Genomic DNA, 23,682 nt, shown 5'->3' with positions numbered 1-23,682 from the left:
CTTTGGGCGGCGGCCGCCGGACACTTCTTGCGAGATCAGTTTGTGCCGCCCGGTCCAGCACCGGGCGTTTGGATTCGGGGATTTTGGACCAATGGAACAAGTAGGATTGGCAGCAGCAACGACGGACGTCAGCCTCTGGTCGCTTTTCATGCAGGCCGGCATCGTCGTCAAGCTCGTCATGCTCGGGCTTATCGCGGCCTCGGTGTGGACGTGGGCGATCGTCATCGACAAATACCTGGCCTATGGCCGCGCACGGCGCCAGTTCGACAAGTTCGAACAGGTGTTCTGGTCGGGCCAGTCGCTGGAAGAACTCTACCGCTCGCTGTCGGAGCGCAGCAATACAGGGCTCGCGGCAATCTTCGTGGCCGCCATGCGCGAATGGAAGAAATCCTTCGAACGCGGCGCCCGCTCGCCGATCGGCCTGCAGATGCGTATCGACCGCGCGATGGACGTGACGCTCGCCCGTGAAACCGAATTTCTCGGCGCCCGCCTTGGATCGCTCGCGACCATCGGCTCCGCCGGTCCGTTCATCGGTCTGTTCGGCACGGTCGTCGGCATCATGACCTCGTTCCAGGCGATTGCCGGTTCGAAGTCGACCAACCTTGCGGTTGTCGCGCCCGGTATCGCCGAAGCGCTGCTTGCCACCGCGATCGGCCTCGTCGCCGCTATCCCTGCCGTTATCGCCTATAACAAGTTCTCTGCCGATGCCGGCAAGCTCTCGGGCCGCATGGAAGGTTTCGCGGATGAATTCTCCGCCATACTTTCGCGCCAGATCGACGAGAAACTGCAGCCGCGCGCTGCCGCTCAATAACCAACGGAGTATTCTCACATGGGTATGGCTGTTGGAGGCAATGGCGGCGGGGGCGGCGGACGCCGCCGTCGTGGCGGTCGGAACAGGGCCGTGATCTCCGAAATCAACGTGACGCCGCTCGTCGACGTCATGCTGGTGCTTTTGATCATCTTCATGGTCGCGGCACCGATGATGACCGTCGGCGTGCCGATCGACCTGCCGGAAACGCAGGCCAAGGCGCTGAATTCCGAGACGCAGCCGATTACCATCTCCGTCAAGAATGACGGCGAGGTGTTCCTGCAGGAAACGCCGATCCCGGCGGCGGAGATCGCCGCCAAGCTCGAGGCGATCGCTACCACCGGCTATAATGAACGCATCTTCGTGCGCGGCGACGCGACAGCGCCATATGGCGTCATTGCCGACGTCATGGCCCGTATCCAGGGCGCAGGCTTCAAGAATATCGGCCTTGTGACGCAGCAGAAGAAGGACCAATAGCGCTCAAAATGAAGGCCAGTGTCATCACATCTGCTGTTTTGCACGGCCTGGTGCTAACCTGGGCGATGGTGTCGCTCGGCGCTCCGGAATCCTTCAAGGTGGAGGATTTCGAGGCGATGCCGGTCGATCTGGTGCCGGTGGAATCCATTACCCAGATGCAGCAAGGCGACAAGAAGGCTCCGAAGAAGGAGACTTCCGCGCCTGTGCCAACGACGCGGCCGCCGATCGCGCAACCGGCCGAGAATGCCGGCGACAACAATGTCGACCTGAAAACGCCTCCGGTGCCGAACGCCAAGCCCAGCAATACGGAGGCTGCCGCGGCGAATTCGAGCGACAAGCCGATGCCGAAGATCGATCCTAAGCCGAATGAGGTGAAGGAGATCGTCAAGGAGGAAACGGAAGTCGAGCAGCCGAAGGAGGTCGCCTCCATTCCCCCGCCGAAGCCTGTCGAAGTGACGCCGCCGAAGCCCGAGGAAAAACCGCCGGAAGAACAGGCCAAGCCGGAGGAGCCGCCGAAGCCCGATGCCGAGGCGCTGCCGGACAATGTACCGACGCCTGTCGCCAAGCCGCAGGTGAAGCCGCCGGAACCACAGAAGCCCGTCGAAAAGCCGCCGGAAAAGACTGCGGATCAGCCGAAGACCGCCGAGAAGCCGACCGAAAAGAAGAAGGCTGATCAGAAGCAGGAGACGGCGAAATCCGCTTCGGCGATGAAGAGCGATTTCAATGCCGATGAGGTCGCGGCGTTGCTGAACAAGACCGATCCTTCAGCAGGCGGGGCTAAGCGCTCGACGCAGGAGGCATCGCTCGGTGCGAAGAAGAGCAATGGCGGCTCCAAGCTTTCGATGAGCGAGATGGATGCGCTGAAGAGCGCCATCGCCGGCAATTGGTCTGTCATTCCCGGCATGGAAGGCGTGAGCGATGTTCGCATCAAGGTGCATATGAATCTCGATCAGGACGGCAACATCGTCGGCGAACCGGAAGTCGAGGCGGTCGGTGGCGATAACGAATCCACGCGTCGGGCACTCGCCGGCGGCGCTTATCGCGCCATCATGAAATCGGCTCCTTTCTCGTCGCTTCCAAAAGACAAATACGATGCCTGGAGCGAAGTCGTCGTCAACTTCGATCCAAGCGATCTAGGAATTTAGATGCTGAAGAGCCTGTCTAATTTCGCGAAGTCTTTCGGGATACGTGCGGTGCTGATGGGGATCGTGATTGGCTTGGCGTTGCCGCTCGAAGCAAATGCGGAGACGGTTGATCGGGTAAATGGCGGCAAGGAAGCATCCGCTATCAGCTCGGCTACCGCTGTCGCGATGCGAGATGCAATCCAGAGGCAGTTCAATATCGATGCCAGGCTGGAAGGCATCGGCAGCGTGCGTATGACGATTCATCTAAAGCTTGATAGAGATGGCCAGATCGTAGGCGTTCCTGACGTGGAGGCCAGTGGTGGTAGTGAGAGCACGCGAAAAAGCATTACCAATGCCGGCGTTCGCGCAGTTCGTCGCGCAGCTCCTTTTACGATGCTTCCAAAAGATAAATATGATGCCTGGAAGGAAGTTATTTTGAACTTCGACACCAGCGCTCTTACGCAATAAGATGCTGAAAGGCTTGTTTGATATGGTCAAGTGTTCCCTTATCCGCGCGCTCGTAGTCGCCGTCGGCATGGCTGCCGCCGCTCTTGTTGCATCGCCAGCGAACGCGCTCGTCGAAATCAACATCAACAAGGGTAATGTCCAGCCGCTGCCGATTGCGGTGACTGACTTCCTGCAGGGCGACATGGGCGCCCAGGTCTCGCAAGTGATTGCCGCGGACTTGCAGCGTTCCGGCCTGTTTGCTCCGATCAGCAAGACCGCCTTCATCGAGAAGATTGCGAATCCCGACGCTGCGCCACGTTTCGAGGACTGGAAGGTTATTAACGCGCAAGCGCTGGTCACCGGACGGGTTACCCAGGAAGCGGACGGCCGCCTTCGCGCCGAATTCCGCCTCTGGGATACCTTTGCCGGACAGCAGATGTCTGGTCAGCAGTTCTATACGCAGCCGGAGAACTGGCGTCGCGTCGCCCACATCATTGCCGATGCGATCTACAAGCAGATTACCGGGGAAGAGGGCTATTTCGACACGCGCGTCGTCTTCGTCTCCGAATCCGGCACCAAGCAGCAGCGCAAGCGCCAGCTGGCGATCATGGATCAGGATGGCTTCAACGTGCGGATGCTGACGGATGGCAGTGATCTCGTACTGACGCCGCGCTTCTCGCCGAGCCGGCAGGAAGTCACCTACATGTCCTTTGCCAACCAGCAGCCGCGCGTCTATCTGCTGCAGCTCGAAACCGGGCAGCGCGAAGTCGTCGGCAATTTCCCCGGCATGACATTTTCGCCGCGCTTTTCGCCTGATGGTCAGAAGGTGATCATGAGCCTGCAGCAGGATGCCAATTCCAATATCTATACGATGGACCTGCGTTCGCGCACGACGACGCGGTTGACCTCGACGGCGGCGATCGACACCTCGCCCTCCTATTCGCCTGATGGTGCGCGGGTCAGCTTCGAGAGCGACCGCGGCGGAAAGCCGCAGATTTATGTGATGAATGCCGATGGCTCGGGCCAGACCCGCATTTCCTTCGGCGACGGCTCCTATTCAACGCCGGTCTGGTCGCCGCGCGGCGATCTCATCGCCTTCACCAAGCAGGCCGGCGGCAAGTTCTCGATCGGCGTGATGAAGCCGGATGGTTCGGGCGAACGCATCCTGACAACCGGCTTCCACAATGAGGGGCCGACCTGGGCGCCAAACGGCCGCGTTCTGATGTTCTTCCGCCAGGCGGCGGGATCGGGAGGTCCGCAGCTCTATTCGATCGATCTGACCGGTTACAACGAGCAACTCGTGAAGACGCCGACCTACGGTTCCGACCCGGCCTGGTCGCCGCTTCTGGAGTAGGCGATGCGCTGCCGCCTTCTTGTCGCCCCAAAGTCATGGAACCGAGCGACCAAGGGACAAAGCAGCAAATCGTTAACCATAATCTTTGAGGGGCGGTTAACCGAGTGCGGTTACTGTCCGGAAACCCTGATGAAATCGCAAGGAGACCGGCCATGAGCCGAATTCATACCCCGGCAATGAGCCGCATGCAGAATTTCGCCCGCAACCCCGTCATGATCGCGCTTATCGCCGGCCTCGCGCTCGCAAGCTGCGCCAAGAAGCCGCCGAACAGCGCCGGCGACCTCGGCCTCGGCACCGGTGCTGGCGGCGCTGCAACGCCGGGCTCGGCCCAGGACTTCACGGTCAATGTCGGCGACCGCATCTTCTTCGATACCGACTCCTCGTCGATCCGCGCCGATGCTTCGCAGACGCTCGACCGTCAGGCCCAGTGGCTCGGTCGCTACCCGAACTACCAGATCACCGTCGAAGGCCATGCCGACGAACGCGGCACGCGCGAATATAACCTCGCGCTTGGCGCTCGCCGTGCGGCTGCCGCCAAGGACTATCTCGCTTCGCGCGGCGTCCCGGCGCAGCGCCTGAAGACGATTTCCTACGGCAAGGAACGTCCGGTCGCCGTCTGCGACGATATTTCCTGCTGGTCGCAGAACCGCCGCGCGGTTACCGTGCTCGGCGGCGCCGGCATGTAACTTCCGGCAACAGTTCGCTTTTTCGACGGGCGGTCCCATCAGGGGCCGCCTTTTCTTTTTGACCACACTTTGGCCAGACTCCGTTGCTTTTTGAAAGCAATTGGAAAAATCTCCTGTTCGTGCCATCGAGGTGCGAAGAATCACTGGGACAGGACGATACATATGAAGAAACTTGTCGTGGCAGGCATGCTGTGCCTCGCGGCTGTGACCGGAAGCGAACGAGTGGCCTATTCCGCCTCGTTCTTCGGGCTACATCTCGGCGGCCGATCCGCGGAAAACCAGGCGGCGCCGCCCGTTGTCAAAGTGCAGAGCGGCGACGCGGAGGTCCGCGTGCAGCAGCTCGAAGAGCAGCTGCGGCAGTTGAACGGCCGGATCGAAGAGATGAGCTTTCAGCTTCTGCAGATGCAGGAGACGATCCGCAAGCAGCAGGAAGACAATGAATTCCGCTTCCAGCAGCTCGAAAAGACGGGTGCTGGCGGTGCCGCCAAGGCTCCTGTCAAGAAGAGCGAGACCGATGCCGCTCCGGCCGCCTCCGGCGGCGACGACATCGCCAAGGTGATCCAAGCACCGCAGGGAGCCGAAACGGCTCCCTCCACCAGCGTGCCTGAGAATAGCGGCCTCGGCCAGCCGCCGAAGGAGCTCGGCTCGATCGATTTCGATCAGAGCGGCAATCCGATCGGCGGAAGCGTCGATGAAAATGCCACAATCGGTTCCGGGCCGATTCCCGATGCCAACACCAAAACGCCGCAGCAGACCGCCTCGCTCGGCAGCGAGGCCGATCAGTACAAGGCCGCCTATGGCCACGTACTATCCGGCGATTACAGCACGGCCGAACAGGAATTCACGCAGTACATCACCCGCTACCCGAGCAGCGCGCGGTCGGCGGACGCCAATTTCTGGCTCGGCGAAGCGCTTTATTCGCAGGGTAAGTACAATGAGGCGGCCAAGACCTTCCTCAATGCGCACCAGAAATACGGGACATCGGAAAAGGCGCCGGAAATGCTGCTGAAGCTCGGCATGTCGCTTGCCGCCCTCGACAATACCGAGACGGCCTGTGCGACGCTGCGCGAAGTCTCGAAGCGTTATCCGAAGGCTTCGCGTGCCGTCATAAGCAAGGTTGCGAGCGAACAGAAGCGCCTCGCCTGCTAAGGTCTTCCGGAATGTCTCCGGAACCAACATCGCCTCAACTGGCGATCCACCAGTTTCTCACGTCGCTTCAAAGGCCTGCGCGCATTCTCGTCGCGATATCAGGCGGCAGCGATTCCACCGGCCTGCTTCTTCTTCTCGATCAAGCCGTAAGGGCCGTGCCCCACCTCAAGATTTCCCTTTGCGCTGCAACCGTCGATCATGCGTTGCGCGCCGGCTCTGCTGACGAGGCGCGTGAAGTCGCAGCCCTCTGCGCATCGCTCGGCATTCCCCACACCATCGTGATCTGGCAGGGCGACAAGCCGAAAACCGGCATCATGGCTGCGGCCCGAGAGGCACGATATGGCTTGCTTGCGACCGCCGCCACAGACATCAAAGCCGATCTCATCGTCACGGGGCATACACTCGACGACCAGCGCGAAACGCTGCAGATGCGCGAGATGCGAACAGAGCAGGTTTCGAGCGGTATTGCAGATGCGGTGCTCTTTGACCGGCGTTTCTGGATTTTACGGCCGCTTCTTTTTTCTACCCGGGCAGATATCCGCGCTTTCCTGAAAGAGCGGGGTGTGCCGTGGATCGACGATCCCAGCAACGAGGATACGAAGTACGAGCGCGTGCGGATGCGCCGGCAGCTTTCGGCCGATGCAGGTATGGAGAAGGATATTAGCGCGGCTTGGGAGGAGCGGCTGGCACTGTCGTCCAGAGGAGCCGAATGGCTGGATCGTCACTTCCGGCTTCACGGCGGCCTGCTCGGGCAGGTGATGCCTGATGGATTGCCGCAGGATCGCGCAGTCCTCGATTATGCACTCGCCCGTCTGGCAGCCGTTTTCGGTGGGCAGCCGTTTGCGCCGGGGAGGGGGCATATGGAGCGTATCCTTGCATTTGCCACCGGCAGCAAGCCGGGACGGATGACCGCTGGCAGGGTAGTCTTCGACCTGCGGCATGACGGGCTCTATTTGGCGCGCGAGAGCCGGGGGATATCGCCTTTGGTATTGCGGCGGGGAGAGGCCGGGGTTTGGGATGGCAGGTTTTATGCGCGCAATGGGTCGGCCGCATCAATTGAAATCCAGGCCGCCGCTGCACACACGCAAGACACTTCACGCTTTATTGAGTTAATCACCGCGGAGACGCGCGGTGATTGGATTCCGGTGACGAACACAGGAATGAGGGAGTGTGTGCAGCGCCTTCCCAAGAGCGCATGGAAGCGTGCTATCGCTTCGGCGCCGGCGTTATCCGCCGAAGAGAGCCTTTTATCTGAGGAATCCGCCCGCATGGTCGAACTAACACCCTATTTCGCACCCTTCGACCGCTTTTTGACACGATTTGACTTCATCTTTGCCAATAGGCTTTCGGCGGTTTTCGCGACGGCGCCCTATGCGAGGCTGCCTTTAAGAAGTATTGACGGAAAAACCATCTGACCTGGGGTGTCGCCTTGGCAATCGCGCGGCGCAACCCTATGTTAGAAACGAATAAGACGGTCGCCATGAGGCGGCTGTTCCATGCTGGGGAGTTCAATGAACCCTAACTTACGTAATTTCGCCTTGTGGGCGATCATAGCGCTTCTGCTGATCGCCCTTTTCAGTATGTTTCAGACGGCGCCGGCGCAGACGGGCTCCCGCGAAATCCCTTATTCGCAGTTTCTGCGTGAGGTCGATGCGGGCCGCGTGAAGGACGTCGTGGTCACGGGTAACCGTCTCTCCGGAAGCTATGTTGAAAATGGCACCACCTTCCAGACCTATTCGCCTGTGATCGACGACAGTCTGCTCGATCGCCTGCAGTCGAAGAATGTCCTGGTTTCCGCCCGTCCTGAAACGGACGGCTCTTCGGGTTTCCTCAGCTATCTCGGCACGCTTTTGCCGATGCTTCTGATTCTCGGCGTCTGGCTGTTCTTCATGCGGCAGATGCAAGGCGGCTCACGCGGCGCGATGGGCTTCGGCAAGTCCAAGGCCAAGCTTTTGACCGAAGCGCATGGCCGCGTGACTTTCGAAGACGTCGCCGGTGTCGACGAGGCAAAGCAGGATCTCGAAGAAATCGTCGAATTCCTGCGTGATCCGCAGAAGTTCCAGCGTCTCGGCGGCAAGATCCCGCGCGGCGTGCTGCTCGTCGGCCCTCCGGGCACCGGCAAGACGCTGCTCGCTCGCTCGGTTGCCGGCGAAGCCAATGTGCCCTTCTTCACCATTTCGGGCTCCGACTTCGTCGAAATGTTCGTCGGCGTCGGTGCAAGCCGCGTGCGTGATATGTTCGAGCAGGCTAAGAAGAATGCGCCCTGCATCATCTTCATCGACGAAATCGATGCCGTCGGCCGCCATCGCGGCGCCGGTCTCGGCGGCGGCAACGACGAACGCGAGCAGACGCTGAACCAGCTGCTGGTCGAAATGGACGGCTTCGAGGCGAATGAAGGCGTGATCCTGATCGCCGCCACCAACCGCCCCGACGTGCTCGATCCGGCGCTGCTGCGTCCCGGCCGTTTCGACCGTCAGGTCGTCGTGCCGAACCCCGACATCGTTGGCCGCGAGCGTATCCTCAAGGTGCATGCGCGCAACGTTCCGCTGGCGCCGAACGTCGATCTCAAGATTCTCGCCCGCGGCACGCCCGGTTTCTCCGGCGCCGACCTGATGAACCTTGTCAACGAAGCCGCCCTGATGGCCGCCCGCCGCAACAAGCGTGTCGTCACCATGCAGGAATTCGAGGACGCCAAGGACAAGATCATGATGGGCGCCGAGCGCCGTTCCTCGGCGATGACCGAGGCGGAAAAGAAGCTCACCGCTTACCATGAGGCCGGACACGCCATCACCGCGCTCAATGTCGCCGTCGCCGATCCGCTGCACAAGGCGACGATCATTCCGCGCGGCCGTGCGCTTGGCATGGTCATGCAGCTTCCCGAGGGCGATCGCTATTCGATGAGCTACAAGTGGATGGTCTCGCGTCTTTGCATCATGATGGGCGGCCGCGTTGCCGAGGAGCTCACCTTCGGCAAGGAGAACATCACGTCGGGTGCCTCTTCCGACATCGAGCAGGCCACCAAGCTTGCCCGCGCCATGGTCACGCAGTGGGGCTTCTCCGATCAGCTTGGTCAGGTCGCCTATGGCGAGAACCAGCAGGAAGTCTTCCTCGGCCACTCGGTTTCGCAGTCGAAGAATGTTTCGGAAGCAACCGCGCAGAAGATCGACAATGAAGTGCGCCGCCTGATTGACGAAGCCTATACCCAGGCCCGCACGATCCTGACGGAAAAGCACGACGAATTCGTCGCTCTTGCCGAGGGTCTGCTCGAATACGAGACGCTGACCGGCGAGGAGATCAAGGCGCTGATCCGCGGTGAAAAGCCTTCTCGCGATCTCGGCGATGATTCGCCGCCGAGCCGTGGCTCGGCTGTTCCGAAGGCCGGCGCACGGCCTGCCACCAAGGGTGATGAGCCCGAAGGCGGCCTCGAACCGCAGCCGCATTGAACAGCGGCACTAACCCGAACAAGGCCGGATTTCCGAAGTGGGAGATCCGGCCTTTTCTATTGGTAACGGGATATAATCATTTTTCTTGCTAATTTACGTGCTGATCGCCGCATTTTGTGGCATTCCGCTGAATTGAGGCAAGCATGAATCACGCTCGTGGATTGACGACAATTCACTGAAGCCGGATTCGCTTGGAACGGTGCGCTGCCTTGAATGGCGCGCGGAAAGCGCAGGAGTGCAGATGAAAAGACGCTATTTCGGTACGGACGGCATTCGCGGCCAATCCAATGTCTTCCCGATGACGCCGGATCTCGCCATGCGGGTCGGCATTGCCGCCGGCACGATCTTCCGCCGTGGCAACCATCGCCATCGCGTCGTTATCGGCAAGGATACGCGCCTTTCCGGCTATATGCTTGAGAACGCCATGGTCGCGGGCTTCACGGCTGCTGGTCTCGATGCCTTCATCCTCGGCCCGATCCCGACACCTGCTGTTGCCATGCTGACGCGCTCGCTGCGCGCCGATCTCGGCGTGATGATCTCGGCGTCGCACAATCCTTACGAGGATAACGGCATCAAGCTTTTCGGTCCTGACGGTTACAAGCTGTCCGACGACATCGAGGCCGAGATCGAGGATCTGCTCGAAAAGGATCTGAATGCCCAGCTTGCCAAATCCGACGACATCGGCCGCGCCAAGCGCGTCGACGGGGTGCATGACCGCTATATCGAACATGCCAAGCGCACGCTGCCGCGCGACGTGACGTTGCAGGGTCTGAGGATCGCGATCGATTGTGCCAATGGTGCTGCCTACAAGGTGGCACCCGCCGTGCTCTGGGAACTCGGCGCCGAGGTCGTCACCATCGGCAACGAGCCGAATGGCACCAACATCAATCTCAATTGCGGGTCCACCAGCCCCGTTGCGCTGCAGAAGAAGGTCGACGAGGTTCGCGCCGATATCGGTATCGCGCTCGACGGTGACGCGGACCGCGTTATCATCGTCGACGAGAACGGTTCGATCGTCGACGGCGACCAGCTGATGGCCGTCATCGCCGAAAGCTGGGCCGAGAGCCAGCAGCTGCGCGGCAACGGCATCGTCGCCACCGTGATGTCCAATCTCGGCCTCGAGCGCTTCCTCGATGAGCGCGGCATGGCGCTTGCCCGCACACGGGTCGGCGACCGCTACGTCGTCGAGCATATGCGCCAGCACAATTACAATGTCGGCGGCGAGCAGTCCGGCCATATCGTGCTTTCGGATTACGGCACGACCGGCGACGGTCTCGTCGCGGCGCTGCAGATCCTGGCCGCGGTCAAGCGCACCGGCCGGACCGTCAGCGAGGTCTGCCGCCGCTTCGAGCCGGTGCCGCAGCTCCTGCGCAATGTCCGTATCAGTGGCGGCAAGCCGCTGGAGGATATCCAGGTGCAGAAGGCGATCGCCGATGCCGAAGCCGAACTCGCCAGGAATGGCCGCCTCGTCATCCGCCCCTCGGGCACCGAGCCGCTGATCCGCGTCATGGCCGAGGGCGACGATCGCGCTCAGATCGAGCGCATCGTCAACGAGCTGATCGGCACGATCTCGAACGTCCGGACCGCCGCCTGATTTTTTAGGGACGGAATTTCAAGAGCCGGTGCGCAAGCGCCGGCTTTTTCGTTATGCATGCTGACTATTTTGAGCTGATCGTCGCGGCCAAGCCATCCCCATGATCCAAACCGATCTATGTTTCGGGCCGCCTTGATGCCTGGCATCAAGGTAAATATTCGTGGTTAAGCAGCTTTTAACGTTTCCCATTCATTATCCATACGAAGCGTACCAGATTGGCAGCGACTGAGCCTGCCGACGCAACGGATTTTGGAGTGGGATCCATGAAAAGAAGCTTGTCCGGCATCTTCGCCGCATTGTTGATCGCGACAAACGCCTATTCCGCGGACCTCGCCCCTGCCGAGCCTATCCCGGAGCAGCCGCCCGAGGTGACGGTCACCGAAGCGACCGGCTGGTATCTACGCGGCGATGTCGGTTATGCCTTCACCGATCTGCGCGGCGCCCGCTATTTCCAGGGCAGCAACGCCACGGAAGTCGATTTCGACCGTGCCGACCTGGACGACGCATGGACGGTCGGCGGCGGTGTCGGTTATCAGATCAACAGCTACCTGCGCACCGATCTGACCTTCGACTATCTCACCCAGGCGGATTTCAAGGGCTCGACAGTCGGGCAGTGCGGCTTTCCGCTGGTGGACTGCACCTCGAGCGACCGCTCTTCGCTGACAGCCTATACGCTGCTCGCCAACGCCTATGTCGATCTTGGCACCTACGGCTACGTCACGCCCTATGTCGGCGCCGGTATCGGTGGTTCCTACGTGAAATGGAAGAACCTGCGCAACGTCGCCTGCGCCGATGACGGCAGCTTCTGCGACGACCAGGTCACCCACGGCGGCAAGGGCAACTGGCGCTTCACCTACGCCCTCATGGCCGGCGCTTCGATCGACGTGACCTGCAACATCAAGGCCGATGTCGGCTACCGTTACCTGCATATCGATGGCGGCAACATGTTCGGCTATGCCGAAAATGGCGGCCCGGGCCGCGACAAGGGTCTGAGCGCCCACGAGGCCCGCGTCGGCGCCCGCTATCTCTTCGGCGGCTGCGCCCAGGCGAGCTACGAACCGCCGCCGGAAATCCCGCTGCAGCAGCCTGTCTACAAGTAAGTCCAATCCCCAGACATCTGAAAGCCGCCCCCAACCGGGCGGCTTTTTCGTTTTGCGGCCCTACCGCCCTGCGGCAAAATATGTTCCGCCCGCGACACTTCGATCTTGACTATGACGCGCCAGATCCATACACACGGCGGCGGGACACCCTTCCCCAACGAAGGGCTTTCTATCTGAGAGGATAGCATCATGGCGAAGACCGCAAAGCCGGACATCCGTCCGCACAATACCCATTTTTCTTCTGGCCCTTGCTCGAAGCGCCCCGGTTGGTCGCTCGAAGCCCTTTCCGACGCGGCCCTTGGCCGTTCGCACCGCGCGAAGGTCGGCAAGACCAAGCTCAAGCAGGCCATCGACCTTACCCGTGAAATTCTTGAAGTGCCGGCGGACTACCGCATCGGCATCGTTCCGGCATCCGACACCGGCGCCGTCGAAATGGCGCTCTGGTCGCTGCTCGGCGAACGCGGCGTCGACATGCTCGCCTGGGAAAGCTTCGGCGCCGGCTGGGTCACCGATGTCGTGAAGCAGCTGAAGCTCAAGGATGTGCGCAAGCTCGAAGCCGGTTACGGCGAGCTTCCCGATCTTTCCGCCGTCGATTTCGACCGCGACGTCGTCTTCACCTGGAACGGCACCACCTCGGGCGTGCGCGTTCCGAATGCCGATTTCATCCCGGCCGACCGCAAGGGCCTGACGATCTGCGACGCCACCTCGGCCGCTTTCGCACAGGAACTCGATTTCGCCAAGCTCGACGTCGTCACCTTCTCCTGGCAGAAGGTTCTGGGCGGCGAGGGTGCCCACGGTGTCATCATTCTCTCGCCGCGCGCCGTCGAGCGTGTGGTCACCTACACGCCGGCATGGCCGCTGCCGAAGATCTTCCGCATGACCTCGGGCGGCAAGCTGACGGAAGGTATCTTCCAGGGCGAGACGATCAACACGCCTTCGATGCTCTGCGTCGAGGACTATATCGATGCGCTTGTCTGGGCCAAGCAGCTCGGCGGCCTCAAGGGGCTGATCGCCCGTGCCGATGCCAATGCCAAGGTCATCCACGATTTCGTTGCGGCAAACGACTGGATCGCCAATCTCGCCGTCAAGGCGGAGACGGCCTCCAACACCTCCGTCTGCCTGAAGATCGTCGACAAGGACATCGCAGCTCTCGACGACGACGGCCAGGCGAATTTCGCCAAGGCTCTGGTCGGCCTCCTGGAAAAGGAAGGTGTCGCCTATGACGTCGGCCACTACCGCGACGCGCCGTCCGGCCTGCGTATCTGGGCCGGCGCCACGATCGAGGCATCCGACATGCAGAAGCTGATGCCCTGGCTTTCCTGGGCCTTCGAAACGCAGAAGGCGCAGCTTAATCAGGCTGCCGCCTGAGGTGATCGCATCGGCTCCGCCACAGGGCGGAGCCCAGCATTCCTGATTCATCCATCGCTGAACACTTTTGAAGGAGGCCCTCATGGCACCTCGCGTTCTCGTATCCGACGAATTGTCGGAAACCGCCGTCCAGATCTTCCGCGACCGCGGCGTCGAAGTCGATTTCGAACCGCAGCTCGGCAAGGACAAAGACCGTCTGCTCGAAGTCATCGGCAAGTATGATGGCCTGGCCATCCGCTCCGCCACCAAGGTGACGGAAAAGATCATCGAGGGGGCGACGAACCTCAAGGTCGTCGGCCGTGCCGGCATCGGCGTCGACAATGTCGATATCCCGGCCGCTTCGCGCCGCGGCATCATCGTCATGAACACGCCCTTCGGCAACTCGATCACGACAGCCGAACACGCCATCGCGCTGATGTTCGCCGTCGCCCGCCAGCTTCCGGCGGCCGATACCTCGACGCAGGCCGGCAAGTGGGAGAAGTCGAAATTCATGGGCGTCGAGATCACCGGCAAGACGCTCGGCGTCATCGGTGCCGGCAATATCGGCTCGATCGTCTGTGCCCGCGCCATCGGCCTCAAGATGCACGTCGTCGCTTACGATCCGTTCCTGTCCAAGGAGCGCGCCGAGGAGATGGGCGTCACCAAGGTCGAACTCGAAGAGCTTTTCGCACGGGCCGATTTCATCACGCTGCATGTGCCGATGACCGACAAGACGCGCGGCATCCTCAACAAGGAAGCACTGGCAAAGACCAAGCCGGGCGTTCGCATCATCAACTGCGCCCGCGGTGGCCTGGTCGATGAGGCAGCGCTTGCCGAAGCGATCAAGTCGGGCCATGTCGCGGGTGCCGCCTTCGACGTGTTCGAGGTCGAGCCAGCCAAGGAAAGCCCGCTCTTCGGCCTGCCGAACGTCGTCTGCACGCCGCATCTCGGCGCCTCGACGACTGAGGCGCAGGAGAACGTCGCTTTGCAGGTGGCCGAACAGATGGCGGACTACCTCGTCAATGGTGCGGTCTCCAACGCTATCAACATGCCGTCGATCACGGCTGAGGAAGCGCCGATCCTGAAGCCCTTCATCCGCCTTGCCGATGTTCTCGGCGCTTTCGTCGGCCAGGTCACCGAAGAGCCGATCAAGGAAATCGAAATCCTCTATGACGGCATCACCGCCAACATGAACACGCGGGCGCTGACGAGTGCTGTGCTCGCCGGCCTCATCCGTCCGCAGGTCGCCGACGTCAACATGGTTTCGGCGCCGATCATGATCAAGGAAAAGGGCATCGTTCTTTCCGAGGTCAAGCGCGACAAGACAGGCGTCTTCGACGGCTATATCAAGCTGACGGTGACCACCGAAAGCATGACGCGCTCGGTCGCCGGCACGGTGTTTTCGGACGGCAAGCCGCGCTTCATCCAGATCAAGGGTATCAACCTCGATGCCGATGTCGGCTCGCACATGATCTACATCACCAATACAGACGTTCCCGGTATGATCGGCTTCATCGGCACGACGCTTGGTGCTGCTGGCGTCAACATCGCCAACTTCCAGCTCGGCCGCGACAAGCAAGGCGGTGACGCCATCGCGCTGCTCTATGTCGACGGCAAGGTTGATGACGCCGTGCTGGCTGAGTTGACGGCCAACCAGGCGATCCGCCAGGCAAAGCCGCTGACCTTCAATATCGACTGAGTTTTTCCTCACGAGGAAATGAAAAACCCGGCGCTGGAAACGGCGCCGGGTTTTTTCCGTGTCAGGAACCGATGAATCTTAAAGCGCGTCGCGCTTTAAGTCTTTATTTGATGCATGTCGTGATCCCAAAACCGCTGCACACTTTTGGGCGACATGCATTAGTGGTGCCGGCGTTTCCGGCGGAGGATTTTGCCGAAACGGGCGGCATCGTCTTCAGCCTTCGTGCGGTGAAGGAAGGCGAGCCTGCTGCCGTCGAGGCCCTGAAAGAATTCGTCCCAGGAAATCTCTTCCGGTTCCGAGGAAAAATCGACGCGGACGGTTTCGCTGTCCGGTGCGTTCTTGATACGGGCGGGATGGCCGCCGCGCGCCTCGATCCAATGTCTGATTCTGCTGTAATCCGTCGTCGTGCCGAACCTGCCCATGAAACCCTCCTCAGCAATTCGAATGCGACATCGATCAGCCCGCAACGCACGATCGACGGAATTGTTCCATGACGCCCAAATTATTTTATCGAGGGCGAGATCGTGATGGCAGACCGCCGCTTTGCACATTCTGAAGGCGGAAGCCTAAAGTTTAACCCTGAGTATGATTCTGATTTTATTTAACTTTTCTCAGTATACCCCTGACATCGGCATCAACCGCACGCGAAATTCCATGGCCCCCTTGCAGAAGACCGAGCAGACCGAAGTACCGAACGACGACTTCCGGTCATTGTTTGCAACGCATCCGTCGCCGATGTGGGTCTATGATCCGACATCGCTGCGCTTTCTCATCGTCAACGAGGCGGCGGTAGCACTTTACGGCTACGGCGCGGACGAATACCGGCGCATGACGGTTCTAGATATCCGCCCTGAGCATGAGCGGGAACGGATGATCGACGCCGTCAGCGGCCGTACCGACATGGAAAAGGCGGAGCGTTGGGTTCACCTCAAGGCGAGTGGCGAGACCTTCGAAGTGCTGACCTATGGCCGAGAAGTGCGTTTCGAGGGCCGGGCCGCAATCCTGGCGATCGTGCAGGACCGCACCGAGGTCAATGCCGCCAGACGCCAGATCAGCGATACGCGCTCGCTTCTCGACAGCATCGTCGACAACCTGCCGGTCGGCGTCTTCGTCAAGGACATGGAAGCGGACGGGCTTTACGTTCTCTTCAACGAGGCCTGCGGCGACATCGTCGGCATGAGGGCGGAGCACGTGGTCGGCCGAACCGACCGAGCGCTGTTTCCCCCCGGTCAGACAGACGCCTTCCGCGAGCAGGATCGCCGGGCCTTCGAAGCCAATACGGCGATCAGCTTCGAGGAGAGCATGCTGCGCGCCGACGGTGCGCCGCGCCTCCTGCGCACCGTCAAGCGTGCCCTGCCGACGCCCGAGGGCCATGCGCCGCGTTATCTGCTCGGCATCTCGCAGGACGTGACGGAGGAGCGCGCCGTCGAGGCAAAGCTTGCCCATCTCGCCATGCATGATCCGCTCACCGGCCTGCCGAACCGGGCGGCATTTTCCAAACATATCAACCGGCGGGCGGTCGAGGCGACCGCCGACAGCCCGATCGCGCTGCTTTATATCGACGTCGATCACTTCAAGCATATCAATGACAGCAAGGGACATGCCGCTGGCGACGCGCTGCTTTGCCAGGTGTCGGAGCGGCTGCTTCAGCTGGCGGAGGAGGGCGATCTCGTCGCCCGTCTCGGCGGCGACGAATTCGCCGTCGTGCTGGAGCTCGGCGAGCCGGAGCGGGCCGGGCGTTTTGCGCAACGGCTGCTCAAGGCGCTGAGCCGTGCCTTCGATCTCGACGGCGCCCGGGAGCATGTTACCTGCAGCGTCGGCATCGCCTTGGCGCCCGACCATGCCGGTGGCGCGGATGTGCTGATGCGGCATGCGGATCTGGCGCTCTATGCCGCCAAGGAGAGTGGGCGCTCGACCTATCGTTTCTACGAGACGGAGATGCGGCTTGCCGCCGAGCGCCGGCACGTGATGACCGCCGAACTGTGGGAGGCGCTGGAGAAGCGCCAGTTCGAGCTGCACTACCAGCCGATCGTGCAGCTCGACAATGACGGCATCGGCGGCTTCGAGGCGCTGATCCGCTGGCACCATCCCAAGCGCGGGCTGGTGGCGCCGATGGAATTCATTCCGCTCGCCGAGGAAACCGGCCTCATCGTGCCGATCGGCGACTGGGTGATCCGGGAAGCCTGCCGTGCGGCCGCCGGCTGGCCCGCCCATCTGAGGATCGCCATTAATCTCTCCGTCAGCCAGTTTCGGCATGCGAGCCTGCTTTCGACCGTGGTCGCGGCGCTCGACGAGACGGGCCTCAATGCCGACCGGCTTGAAATCGAAATCACCGAGTCCGTATTCCTGACTGATGCCGACCAAAGCCTGCCGCGGCTGCGCGCATTGAAGGAGCTCGGCGTCCGCATCGCCATCGACGATTTCGGCACCGGTTATTCGTCGCTGAGCTATCTCAGATCCTTCCCCTTCGACAAGATCAAGCTCGACCGCAGCTTCGTTTCGGGCATCGAGACGGATGCCGGCAATCTCGCCATCGTGCGCGCCGTCGTCGGCATCGGTTCCGGCTTCAACGCGACGACGCTGGCCGAAGGGATCGAGACCGAAGAGCAGTTGCAGAAGCTGCGCGCCGAAGGTTTCAGTGAGGTGCAGGGCTATCTGCTCGGCCGGCCGATGCCGCAGCACGAGGCCGAGGCGCTGATCCACGGCCGCGCTCTGAAGACGGCTTCGTCACGCAGATAGAAGCGCTTAAGCGACAGCTGGGAAGTGGCTCCGGGGAAATGCATGCCGCCGGATGCCATCAAGCATTCGTCATTTTGAGAAAGGCGGGCGAAGCCGCATAATTGTCGTGGGCTGGAAAGGAGGATGTTTATGAAACGCTTTTCATTCTCGATGATCGGACTGGCGCTCGTAACCGCCATCATCGCCAATCCGGGCATTGCATTCGCCTGCAACAAGCTGATCGGCACCTGAGCCGCACCCCCGCTTCCAAGGCGCGGCTTTGGCTGCGCCTTCTCTTCACGCGGGAATGCGAAATAGCGGTGCCCGAAGGCTGCCCCTTGCGCCCAAGGACAATCCTTTCTATATCGGTGCCTCATCGAGAGACGGCGGCCGATCCCGCCGGAGATCAGCAATCCGCCGCAATTGCAGCGCAAGGGCGGATCGTGACCGCGCAGAATTGGCACCATCGTTGAACACACTGGATTTTGACAAGAAGCCGGAAGAGACCCGTGTCGTCGTCGCCATGTCGGGCGGCGTCGATTCATCCGTTGTCGCTGGCCTTCTCAAACAGCAGGGTTACGACGTGCTCGGCATTACGCTGCAGCTTTACGATCATGGCGCCGCTGTTCACCGCGCCGGCTCCTGCTGCGCCGGCCAGGATATTGACGATGCGCGCCGCGTTTGCGAAACGCTCGGCATCCCGCATTACGTGCTCGATTACGAAAAACGCTTTCGCGAGACCGTGATCAACCCCTTCGCGGAAAGCTATGTGGCGGGCGAAACGCCTATCCCCTGCGTTTCCTGCAACCAGACCGTCAAATTCGCCGATCTGCTGGCGACCGCCAAGGAGCTTGGCGCCGATGCGCTGGCGACCGGCCACTATATTCGCTCGGGACCGAACCCTTCGCCCGAAAATCCCGGCCGCCGCGCGCTTTTCCGCCCGGCCGACGCCGACCGCGACCAGAGCTACTTCCTCTTCGCCACGACGCAGGAACAGATCGATTATCTCCGCTTTCCCCTGGGCGGCCTGCCGAAGGCCGAGACCCGCAGGCTCGCCGAAGAGATGGGCCTCGTCGTTGCCAAGAAGGCCGACAGCCAGGACATCTGCTTCGTGCCGCAGGGCAAATATTCCGACGTCATCACCAAGTTGAGGCCGAATGCGGCGCTCGCCGGCGAAATCGTCCATCTCGACGGCCGCGTGCTCGGCACCCATGAAGGCATCCTGCACTTCACGATCGGCCAGCGCCGCGGCATCGGCATCGCCACCGGCGAGCCGCTCTACGTCGTCTTTCTCGACGCCCGCTCGCGCCGCGTCATCGTCGGACCGAAGGAGGCGCTGGAAACGCACCGCGTCTACCTGCGCGACGTCAACTGGCTGGGTGATGAGACGCTTGCGGAAGCCGCGTCCGGCAAGGGCTTTGCCTGCTACGCCAAGGTCCGCTCGACACGAGCGCCGGCACCTGCGGTCCTGCATATCGATGCAACAGGCACCTATGTCGATCTGACAGTCGGCGAGGCGGGCATCGCGCCCGGCCAGGCCTGCGCGCTTTATTCCGCTCCCGGCGACAACGCCCGCGTCTTCGGCGGCGGCTTCATCGAACGTTCCGAGCGCGAACCTTCGGCGGAAGCCTGCCTGAAGGCCCTTTTGGCCAGCCCCGTGGCCGCCTGAAACCCATAGGTAACGACGGCCGGCAAAGCCCACTGTTTTTCTCGATCATGCGCTTGACACAAAGCCGAAGCGCACCTTATAAGCCGCTCATCCCACGAACCGGCATCGCTTCGCGAGCGGGTATCGTTGACCAGTGGCGGAGTAGCTCAGTAGGTCAGAGCAGAGGAATCATAATCCTTGTGTCGGGGGTTCAAATCCCTCCTCCGCTACCAATCAAATAGCTGATTTGATTAGCTAAATCAGAAACGTCCTACCAAATTGGCGTGTTGCATGTTGCAACAGAAAACATCGCATTTTCAGCGTTTTCAACGTGTTGCAGTTTATTACTTGCAACACGGATGCAACACGGAAAACCCACCGTTGGCGCGCGGGTTCGCTGGCGGACCTTCGTCTCATATGCTTCATTAGACCCAAATCGTTGGAGGATGCAGACTGTGAACCTTGAGCAAAGGGTAGAAGAACTCGAAACAGATTTGGCTATAGCTGACGCCCGGTCGCGCGCTGCACTTGATTTGGCGTTCAAGCTCTTTGAAGCCATCAAAGAAACGGGCGTCCTTCGAGACAAGAAAATCGAAGACTTTGCACCATCACTATTTGCTAATGTTACCGAGCAAGACGATCCATCATATGAGTTCGCACTGTTGGACGAATGGACCCACGCTCCGATCACTCAAAGGCCCGGCGACGCGTACTTGCAGGATATGCAAGCACGAATTCGTCTTCGCAAACGGGTGAGGGCACAGGTGAAAGCAATGCGCGAGTCCATGGACAGGGCGGCTGGCGAAAAATAGCAAAAACCGCCGGCTGGTGAGGCCGACGGCGCACTTGTGGGGCGCCAACGTCGCCGCCCTGGGACTGCCGGCTAAAAATCGAAATACACAGTCACACCTGACCGCCGGCGATAGGGGTAATGGTCGCGATAACCGTAATAGTCGCGACTGCTGTAATACCGCGGACGATAGCACGAGCCGTAATACCGACAGTCGCGGTAGGCGTACCGGTGTTTCTTCCAGTGGCCATACGCATGTCCATTACCGTGGCGACGGTGTTTGACCTGCTCGACGTCGGACGTGTGCATATGTACTGCGTTCGGCACCACGATCGGCGCGGCGTTTAGCGGCAGGGCGAAAGATGCAGCCAAGACCACGGCTGCAATTGGGGCAAAAAGCATATTCATCGGCGCATCCTTTCAGGCTGCGATTCTGGGTTAATTAGCATTAACCTCCGATGAACGGCTCCGCGCTTCCAGAAAGACACCAGCCGGCGCGCCGGCCACCTAGGACATGCAGCCTCATTCCGCTGCCCTCGGTCCCTGATCCACGGATCGCACGTATTCATGGATCTCGCCGCCTTTCAGCGATCGGTACGTGAGCCAATCTAGCTCTTGGCGCCCTTCGTTGCACTCTTTGCAGGCCAGCGCGAGATTGTCGGGATGATCGCTGCCGCCATCGGCTCGCCGTTGCAGGTGCTCGATCGTGGCCGCGTCTGGCCTTTGCTGATCGCGCCACCGATAGGAAAGGATGACATGCCTGTCGCAATAGCAACGGCGACCTTCCTGCTTAGCGAACAGGACGAGGATGTATCGTCGTTTCACTGACGTCTTCATGCGAGCAACATAGCACACACCCCACGACGGAAAACCCACCGCTGGTGAGGCGGTGGGGCGCTGTGGTGGTCTTGGTAATTGGAGCGGTCAGCCGATCATGCGATCGCTTCATCAATATTTAGAGACATCACGGCGAAGAAGGGCATCCCCGACCCCGATGACTTTGTATTCGGGACGATGGTGCAGGCGGAGACTAGCTATCTCGCTATGACTAGTAAGCCTTTTCCTGAAATCTGGCCTGACATTGAGAGCGTTCAAGAGATAGGCGATTACTGTCAAGTGCTGACGGCGCGGCTGACAGAACTTGAACCTCGATTCCTCGCAAGAAACGGTCTAAGGCGCCTTCATACTTTATTGCCTCCAGACTAATTAAATTCAGCTCCACTCGTATCTTTGAGGTAAGGGTAGCCTCTCGACCGCCCTTACCATTCTCGCCGCCTAAACCCGCCTGATCGACAGGTTCGTGTACGCAGCCACCGTCGTGATTGGCACAGCCGAAGCGTGCGACTGGGCAACAACAATCTGAACAGAGTCGCTCGTTCCACCGATGACCGGCGTTAGGTACAGCACCGCAGATATGTTGAGCGTGCACGCTCCGTCAGAGCGCCCCAATCCATCGATATTCTTGGCCAGCCGCTTGGCTTAGCTGCTTGCAACACAACCGCATCGGTTGTCGCAAGACCACTAAGACGCACCTGAGCCTCGATTTGATAGTAGCCCGGAAACAGCGGCGTGAACTGGAAGGCCGCGTTGTCCCACTCACCGAGATCATCGCGGCCGGCGACGTCGCTGAACTGCACTACTATGCTTGCGTTTGATGCGGCGGCAATCCTTGTGTCGGGGGTTCAAATCCCTCCTCCGCTACCAACAATACAGCCGACAATTCCGGTCCGGCGATTCCAGCCAGAAGCCCCTTGATTTCATAGCTATACGGCTCCCCTGGGATACGGGGGTGAACTATCACGCCCGAAACAACTTCTCGGAAGGCCGTTCCCATTGCCAGCGTCGGCTCGGCTGCCCGATCCTCCAGGATCTTCGCGAGGCTTTCCAAATCCTCCTTGAATTTCGTGACCGCTCTTGGCTTGATCTCGATAACGTTGGCAGGCGGGTGCTCGGCATCGAGCTCAGTTCTCAACGCGGCTCGCTTGGCTTTTAAGCCGGGGAGGATCGCCAGCACATCCTCCTCCTCGATCGTCCCCTTTGATACCTGCTCGATCACGCGCTCGATCTGCCTCTGCACATTCTCCAGCGCGCTTTCCTTGGCGCCGCGATTGCTCCGCCGGTCGGTCGCGATCCGTTTGCTCTCGGCTCTGTATTCCTCGACGTAGGCGTCGATGTAGGAGGTATCAGCGAATATTCTTTGCAACCGGTCGACGACGTCGCGCTCGATCTTCTCGACGTAATATTTCCCGTAGTTCGAGCAACTGTGGGATTCGCGATAAGTGCTGCACATGACGCGCGGGCCGCTGCGATCGGAACCGACGGTCGCAAGACCTCCGCCACATGCACCGCATTTCAAAAGTCCGGAAAGCAGCCGCTTATTCCTTGGCGCGTGATGGGCGTGAGAGCCACCCCGCGCAGCAAGACGATCCCTGGCAGCCTGGAATAACTCTTCGTCGACGATGCGAAGATGAGGGGCGTCGATCGTCTCGACCTTGTCTTCGTCGTTGGCGCGGGAAACCCGTTTGCCGGTGGACGGATCTTTGACCATCTGAACACGATTCCAGACGAGCTTTCCCACGTAGAGGGGATTTCGCAGGATGCCATTGCCACGTCGATCGTTCCCGTGAATTGTTGAGGCATTCCATTGCTTGCCGCGGGGAGCCGGTACAGCGTCGTGGTTCAACGTAGAGGCGATGGAGCGCGGCGATATGCCGGCGACGTACATGTCGAAAACCCGGCGAACGACATTGGCTTCGTGCTCGACAATTTCCAGCTCGCCCTTTCTCCCGGTCACCGGCCGGTATCCGTAGGCCTTTCCGCCGGCGTTGCGGCCGGAGCGAACAACGCCCGTCATGCCACGCTTCACCTTGCGGGCACCTTCTTCGCGCTGCATCTGCCCGACGATGCCGTACATGCCGATCTGAACGGTATCCATGAGGCCGCCGTTGACGCATTGCATTTCGATGTTGCGAAACTTCAGCACCTTGTGGACATGCGCCAGGTCGGCGATATCGCGTGATACGCGGTCGGTGGATTCGGTGATGAGAATTTCGAAGTCGCCACGCTCGGCGGCAGTCATCATATCGGCAAGGCCGGGCCGTCCGAACATCGACGCGCCCGACTTCGCCCGGTCGGAGAACTGTTTTACCACGTCGGCGCCCAGCCGCGCCGCGAAGTCACGACACAGGCTGAATTGATCCTCGACCGACTTGTCGTTTTGCAAGTCGGTCGAGTAGCGAGCGTAGATCACCGCGCGTTTCATTGTTTTGTGGCCTGCTTTTCCTCTGAGAGGTTCTCA

The 23,682-nt window shown here is 60.7% G+C and carries 20 protein-coding genes and 1 tRNA gene; 17 read left to right on the top strand and 4 right to left on the bottom strand.

Features of this window, described 5'->3' with window-relative positions; genetic code table 11:
- The first annotated feature begins 91 nt into the window (after positions 1-91).
- From tolQ to serA, 13 genes are all read left to right on the top strand, one after another.
- The gene (tolQ, locus tag ELH03_RS17685; protein WP_003552507.1) at positions 92-811 is read left to right on the top strand and encodes a protein TolQ; all 720 of its coding nucleotides are present in this window, start codon (positions 92-94) and stop codon (positions 809-811) included.
- An 18-nt stretch (positions 812-829) separates the two neighbouring features.
- Entirely contained in the window at positions 830-1,285 is a 456-nt protein-coding gene (tolR, locus tag ELH03_RS17680; RefSeq protein WP_003542730.1) for a protein TolR, read from the top strand.
- An 8-nt stretch (positions 1,286-1,293) separates the two neighbouring features.
- The gene (gene tolA, locus ELH03_RS17675) at positions 1,294-2,430 is read left to right on the top strand and encodes a cell envelope integrity protein TolA (protein ID WP_128403001.1); all 1,137 of its coding nucleotides are present in this window, start codon (positions 1,294-1,296) and stop codon (positions 2,428-2,430) included.
- Positions 2,431-2,877: a cell envelope integrity protein TolA gene (tolA, locus tag ELH03_RS17670; protein ID WP_128403000.1), complete on the top strand. Its 447-nt coding sequence runs from the start codon at positions 2,431-2,433 to the stop codon at positions 2,875-2,877. It abuts the gene before it with no gap.
- Positions 2,878-2,899: 22 nt separating this feature from the next.
- Complete coding sequence (gene tolB / locus ELH03_RS17665) at positions 2,900-4,210, top strand: Tol-Pal system beta propeller repeat protein TolB (RefSeq protein ID WP_130766542.1); 1,311 nt, start codon at positions 2,900-2,902, stop codon at positions 4,208-4,210.
- 152 nt (positions 4,211-4,362) lie between these two features.
- Positions 4,363-4,896, top strand: a complete 534-nt coding sequence (pal, locus tag ELH03_RS17660) for a peptidoglycan-associated lipoprotein Pal (protein ID WP_027683223.1) — start codon at positions 4,363-4,365, stop codon at positions 4,894-4,896.
- Between the two features lie 162 nt (positions 4,897-5,058).
- The gene (ybgF, locus tag ELH03_RS17655) at positions 5,059-6,045 is read left to right on the top strand and encodes a tol-pal system protein YbgF (protein WP_130766541.1); all 987 of its coding nucleotides are present in this window, start codon (positions 5,059-5,061) and stop codon (positions 6,043-6,045) included.
- Between the two features lie 11 nt (positions 6,046-6,056).
- Positions 6,057-7,460: a tRNA lysidine(34) synthetase TilS gene (gene tilS, locus ELH03_RS17650; protein WP_130766540.1), complete on the top strand. Its 1,404-nt coding sequence runs from the start codon at positions 6,057-6,059 to the stop codon at positions 7,458-7,460.
- 96 nt (positions 7,461-7,556) lie between these two features.
- Entirely contained in the window at positions 7,557-9,488 is a 1,932-nt protein-coding gene (gene ftsH, locus ELH03_RS17645) for an ATP-dependent zinc metalloprotease FtsH (protein ID WP_017989342.1), read from the top strand.
- 241 nt (positions 9,489-9,729) lie between these two features.
- Entirely contained in the window at positions 9,730-11,082 is a 1,353-nt protein-coding gene (gene glmM, locus ELH03_RS17640; protein WP_018068990.1) for a phosphoglucosamine mutase, read from the top strand.
- Between the two features lie 263 nt (positions 11,083-11,345).
- Positions 11,346-12,182 carry an outer membrane protein gene (locus ELH03_RS17635; RefSeq protein ID WP_130766539.1) on the top strand — a complete coding sequence of 279 codons (837 nt, stop codon included), beginning with the start codon at positions 11,346-11,348 and terminating at the stop codon, positions 12,180-12,182.
- Positions 12,183-12,371: 189 nt separating this feature from the next.
- A complete protein-coding gene (locus ELH03_RS17625; protein ID WP_128411998.1) occupies positions 12,372-13,550 on the top strand; it encodes a phosphoserine transaminase in 1,179 nt (392 codons plus the stop codon).
- A gap of 82 nt (positions 13,551-13,632) precedes the next feature.
- Positions 13,633-15,228 carry a phosphoglycerate dehydrogenase gene (serA, locus tag ELH03_RS17620; RefSeq protein ID WP_128402992.1) on the top strand — a complete coding sequence of 532 codons (1,596 nt, stop codon included), beginning with the start codon at positions 13,633-13,635 and terminating at the stop codon, positions 15,226-15,228.
- Positions 15,229-15,386: 158 nt separating this feature from the next.
- Here serA and ELH03_RS17615 read toward each other — a convergent pair whose 3' ends face one another.
- Positions 15,387-15,650, bottom strand: coding sequence for a hypothetical protein (locus ELH03_RS17615; protein ID WP_128402991.1), 264 nt, complete (start codon positions 15,648-15,650; stop codon positions 15,387-15,389).
- Positions 15,651-15,813: 163 nt separating this feature from the next.
- Between ELH03_RS17615 and ELH03_RS17610 the strand changes: the two genes are divergently transcribed.
- The 4 genes from ELH03_RS17610 to ELH03_RS17595 all read left to right on the top strand — a co-directional run bounded on the left by ELH03_RS17610 (position 15,814) and on the right by ELH03_RS17595 (position 20,406).
- On the top strand, positions 15,814-17,967 hold the full coding sequence (locus ELH03_RS17610) for a putative bifunctional diguanylate cyclase/phosphodiesterase (RefSeq protein WP_128402990.1): 2,154 nt from the start codon (positions 15,814-15,816) through the stop codon (positions 17,965-17,967).
- A 448-nt stretch (positions 17,968-18,415) separates the two neighbouring features.
- Positions 18,416-19,615: a tRNA 2-thiouridine(34) synthase MnmA gene (mnmA, locus tag ELH03_RS17605; protein WP_128411997.1), complete on the top strand. Its 1,200-nt coding sequence runs from the start codon at positions 18,416-18,418 to the stop codon at positions 19,613-19,615.
- 135 nt (positions 19,616-19,750) lie between these two features.
- Positions 19,751-19,827, top strand: a tRNA-Met gene (locus ELH03_RS17600).
- Between the two features lie 222 nt (positions 19,828-20,049).
- Positions 20,050-20,406, top strand: coding sequence for a hypothetical protein (locus tag ELH03_RS17595; RefSeq protein ID WP_128411996.1), 357 nt, complete (start codon positions 20,050-20,052; stop codon positions 20,404-20,406).
- A gap of 71 nt (positions 20,407-20,477) precedes the next feature.
- Here ELH03_RS17595 and ELH03_RS17590 read toward each other — a convergent pair whose 3' ends face one another.
- The 3 genes from ELH03_RS17590 to ELH03_RS17580 form a co-directional block, all read right to left on the bottom strand.
- Positions 20,478-20,792 carry a hypothetical protein gene (locus ELH03_RS17590; RefSeq protein WP_128402987.1) on the bottom strand — a complete coding sequence of 105 codons (315 nt, stop codon included), beginning with the start codon at positions 20,790-20,792 and terminating at the stop codon, positions 20,478-20,480.
- 114 nt (positions 20,793-20,906) lie between these two features.
- The gene (locus tag ELH03_RS17585) at positions 20,907-21,221 is read right to left on the bottom strand and encodes an HNH endonuclease (protein WP_128402986.1); all 315 of its coding nucleotides are present in this window, start codon (positions 21,219-21,221) and stop codon (positions 20,907-20,909) included.
- 802 nt (positions 21,222-22,023) lie between these two features.
- A complete protein-coding gene (locus ELH03_RS17580) occupies positions 22,024-23,646 on the bottom strand; it encodes a recombinase family protein (protein ID WP_130806771.1) in 1,623 nt (540 codons plus the stop codon).
- Positions 23,647-23,682: the final 36 nt, after the last annotated feature.

Source organism: Rhizobium beringeri (genome assembly GCF_004306515.1).
In the GTDB taxonomy this organism is placed as follows: Bacteria; Pseudomonadota; Alphaproteobacteria; order Rhizobiales; family Rhizobiaceae; genus Rhizobium; species Rhizobium beringeri.
Note: the sequence above shows the minus strand (reverse complement) of the source record. Positions and strands in the feature narration are given on the sequence as shown.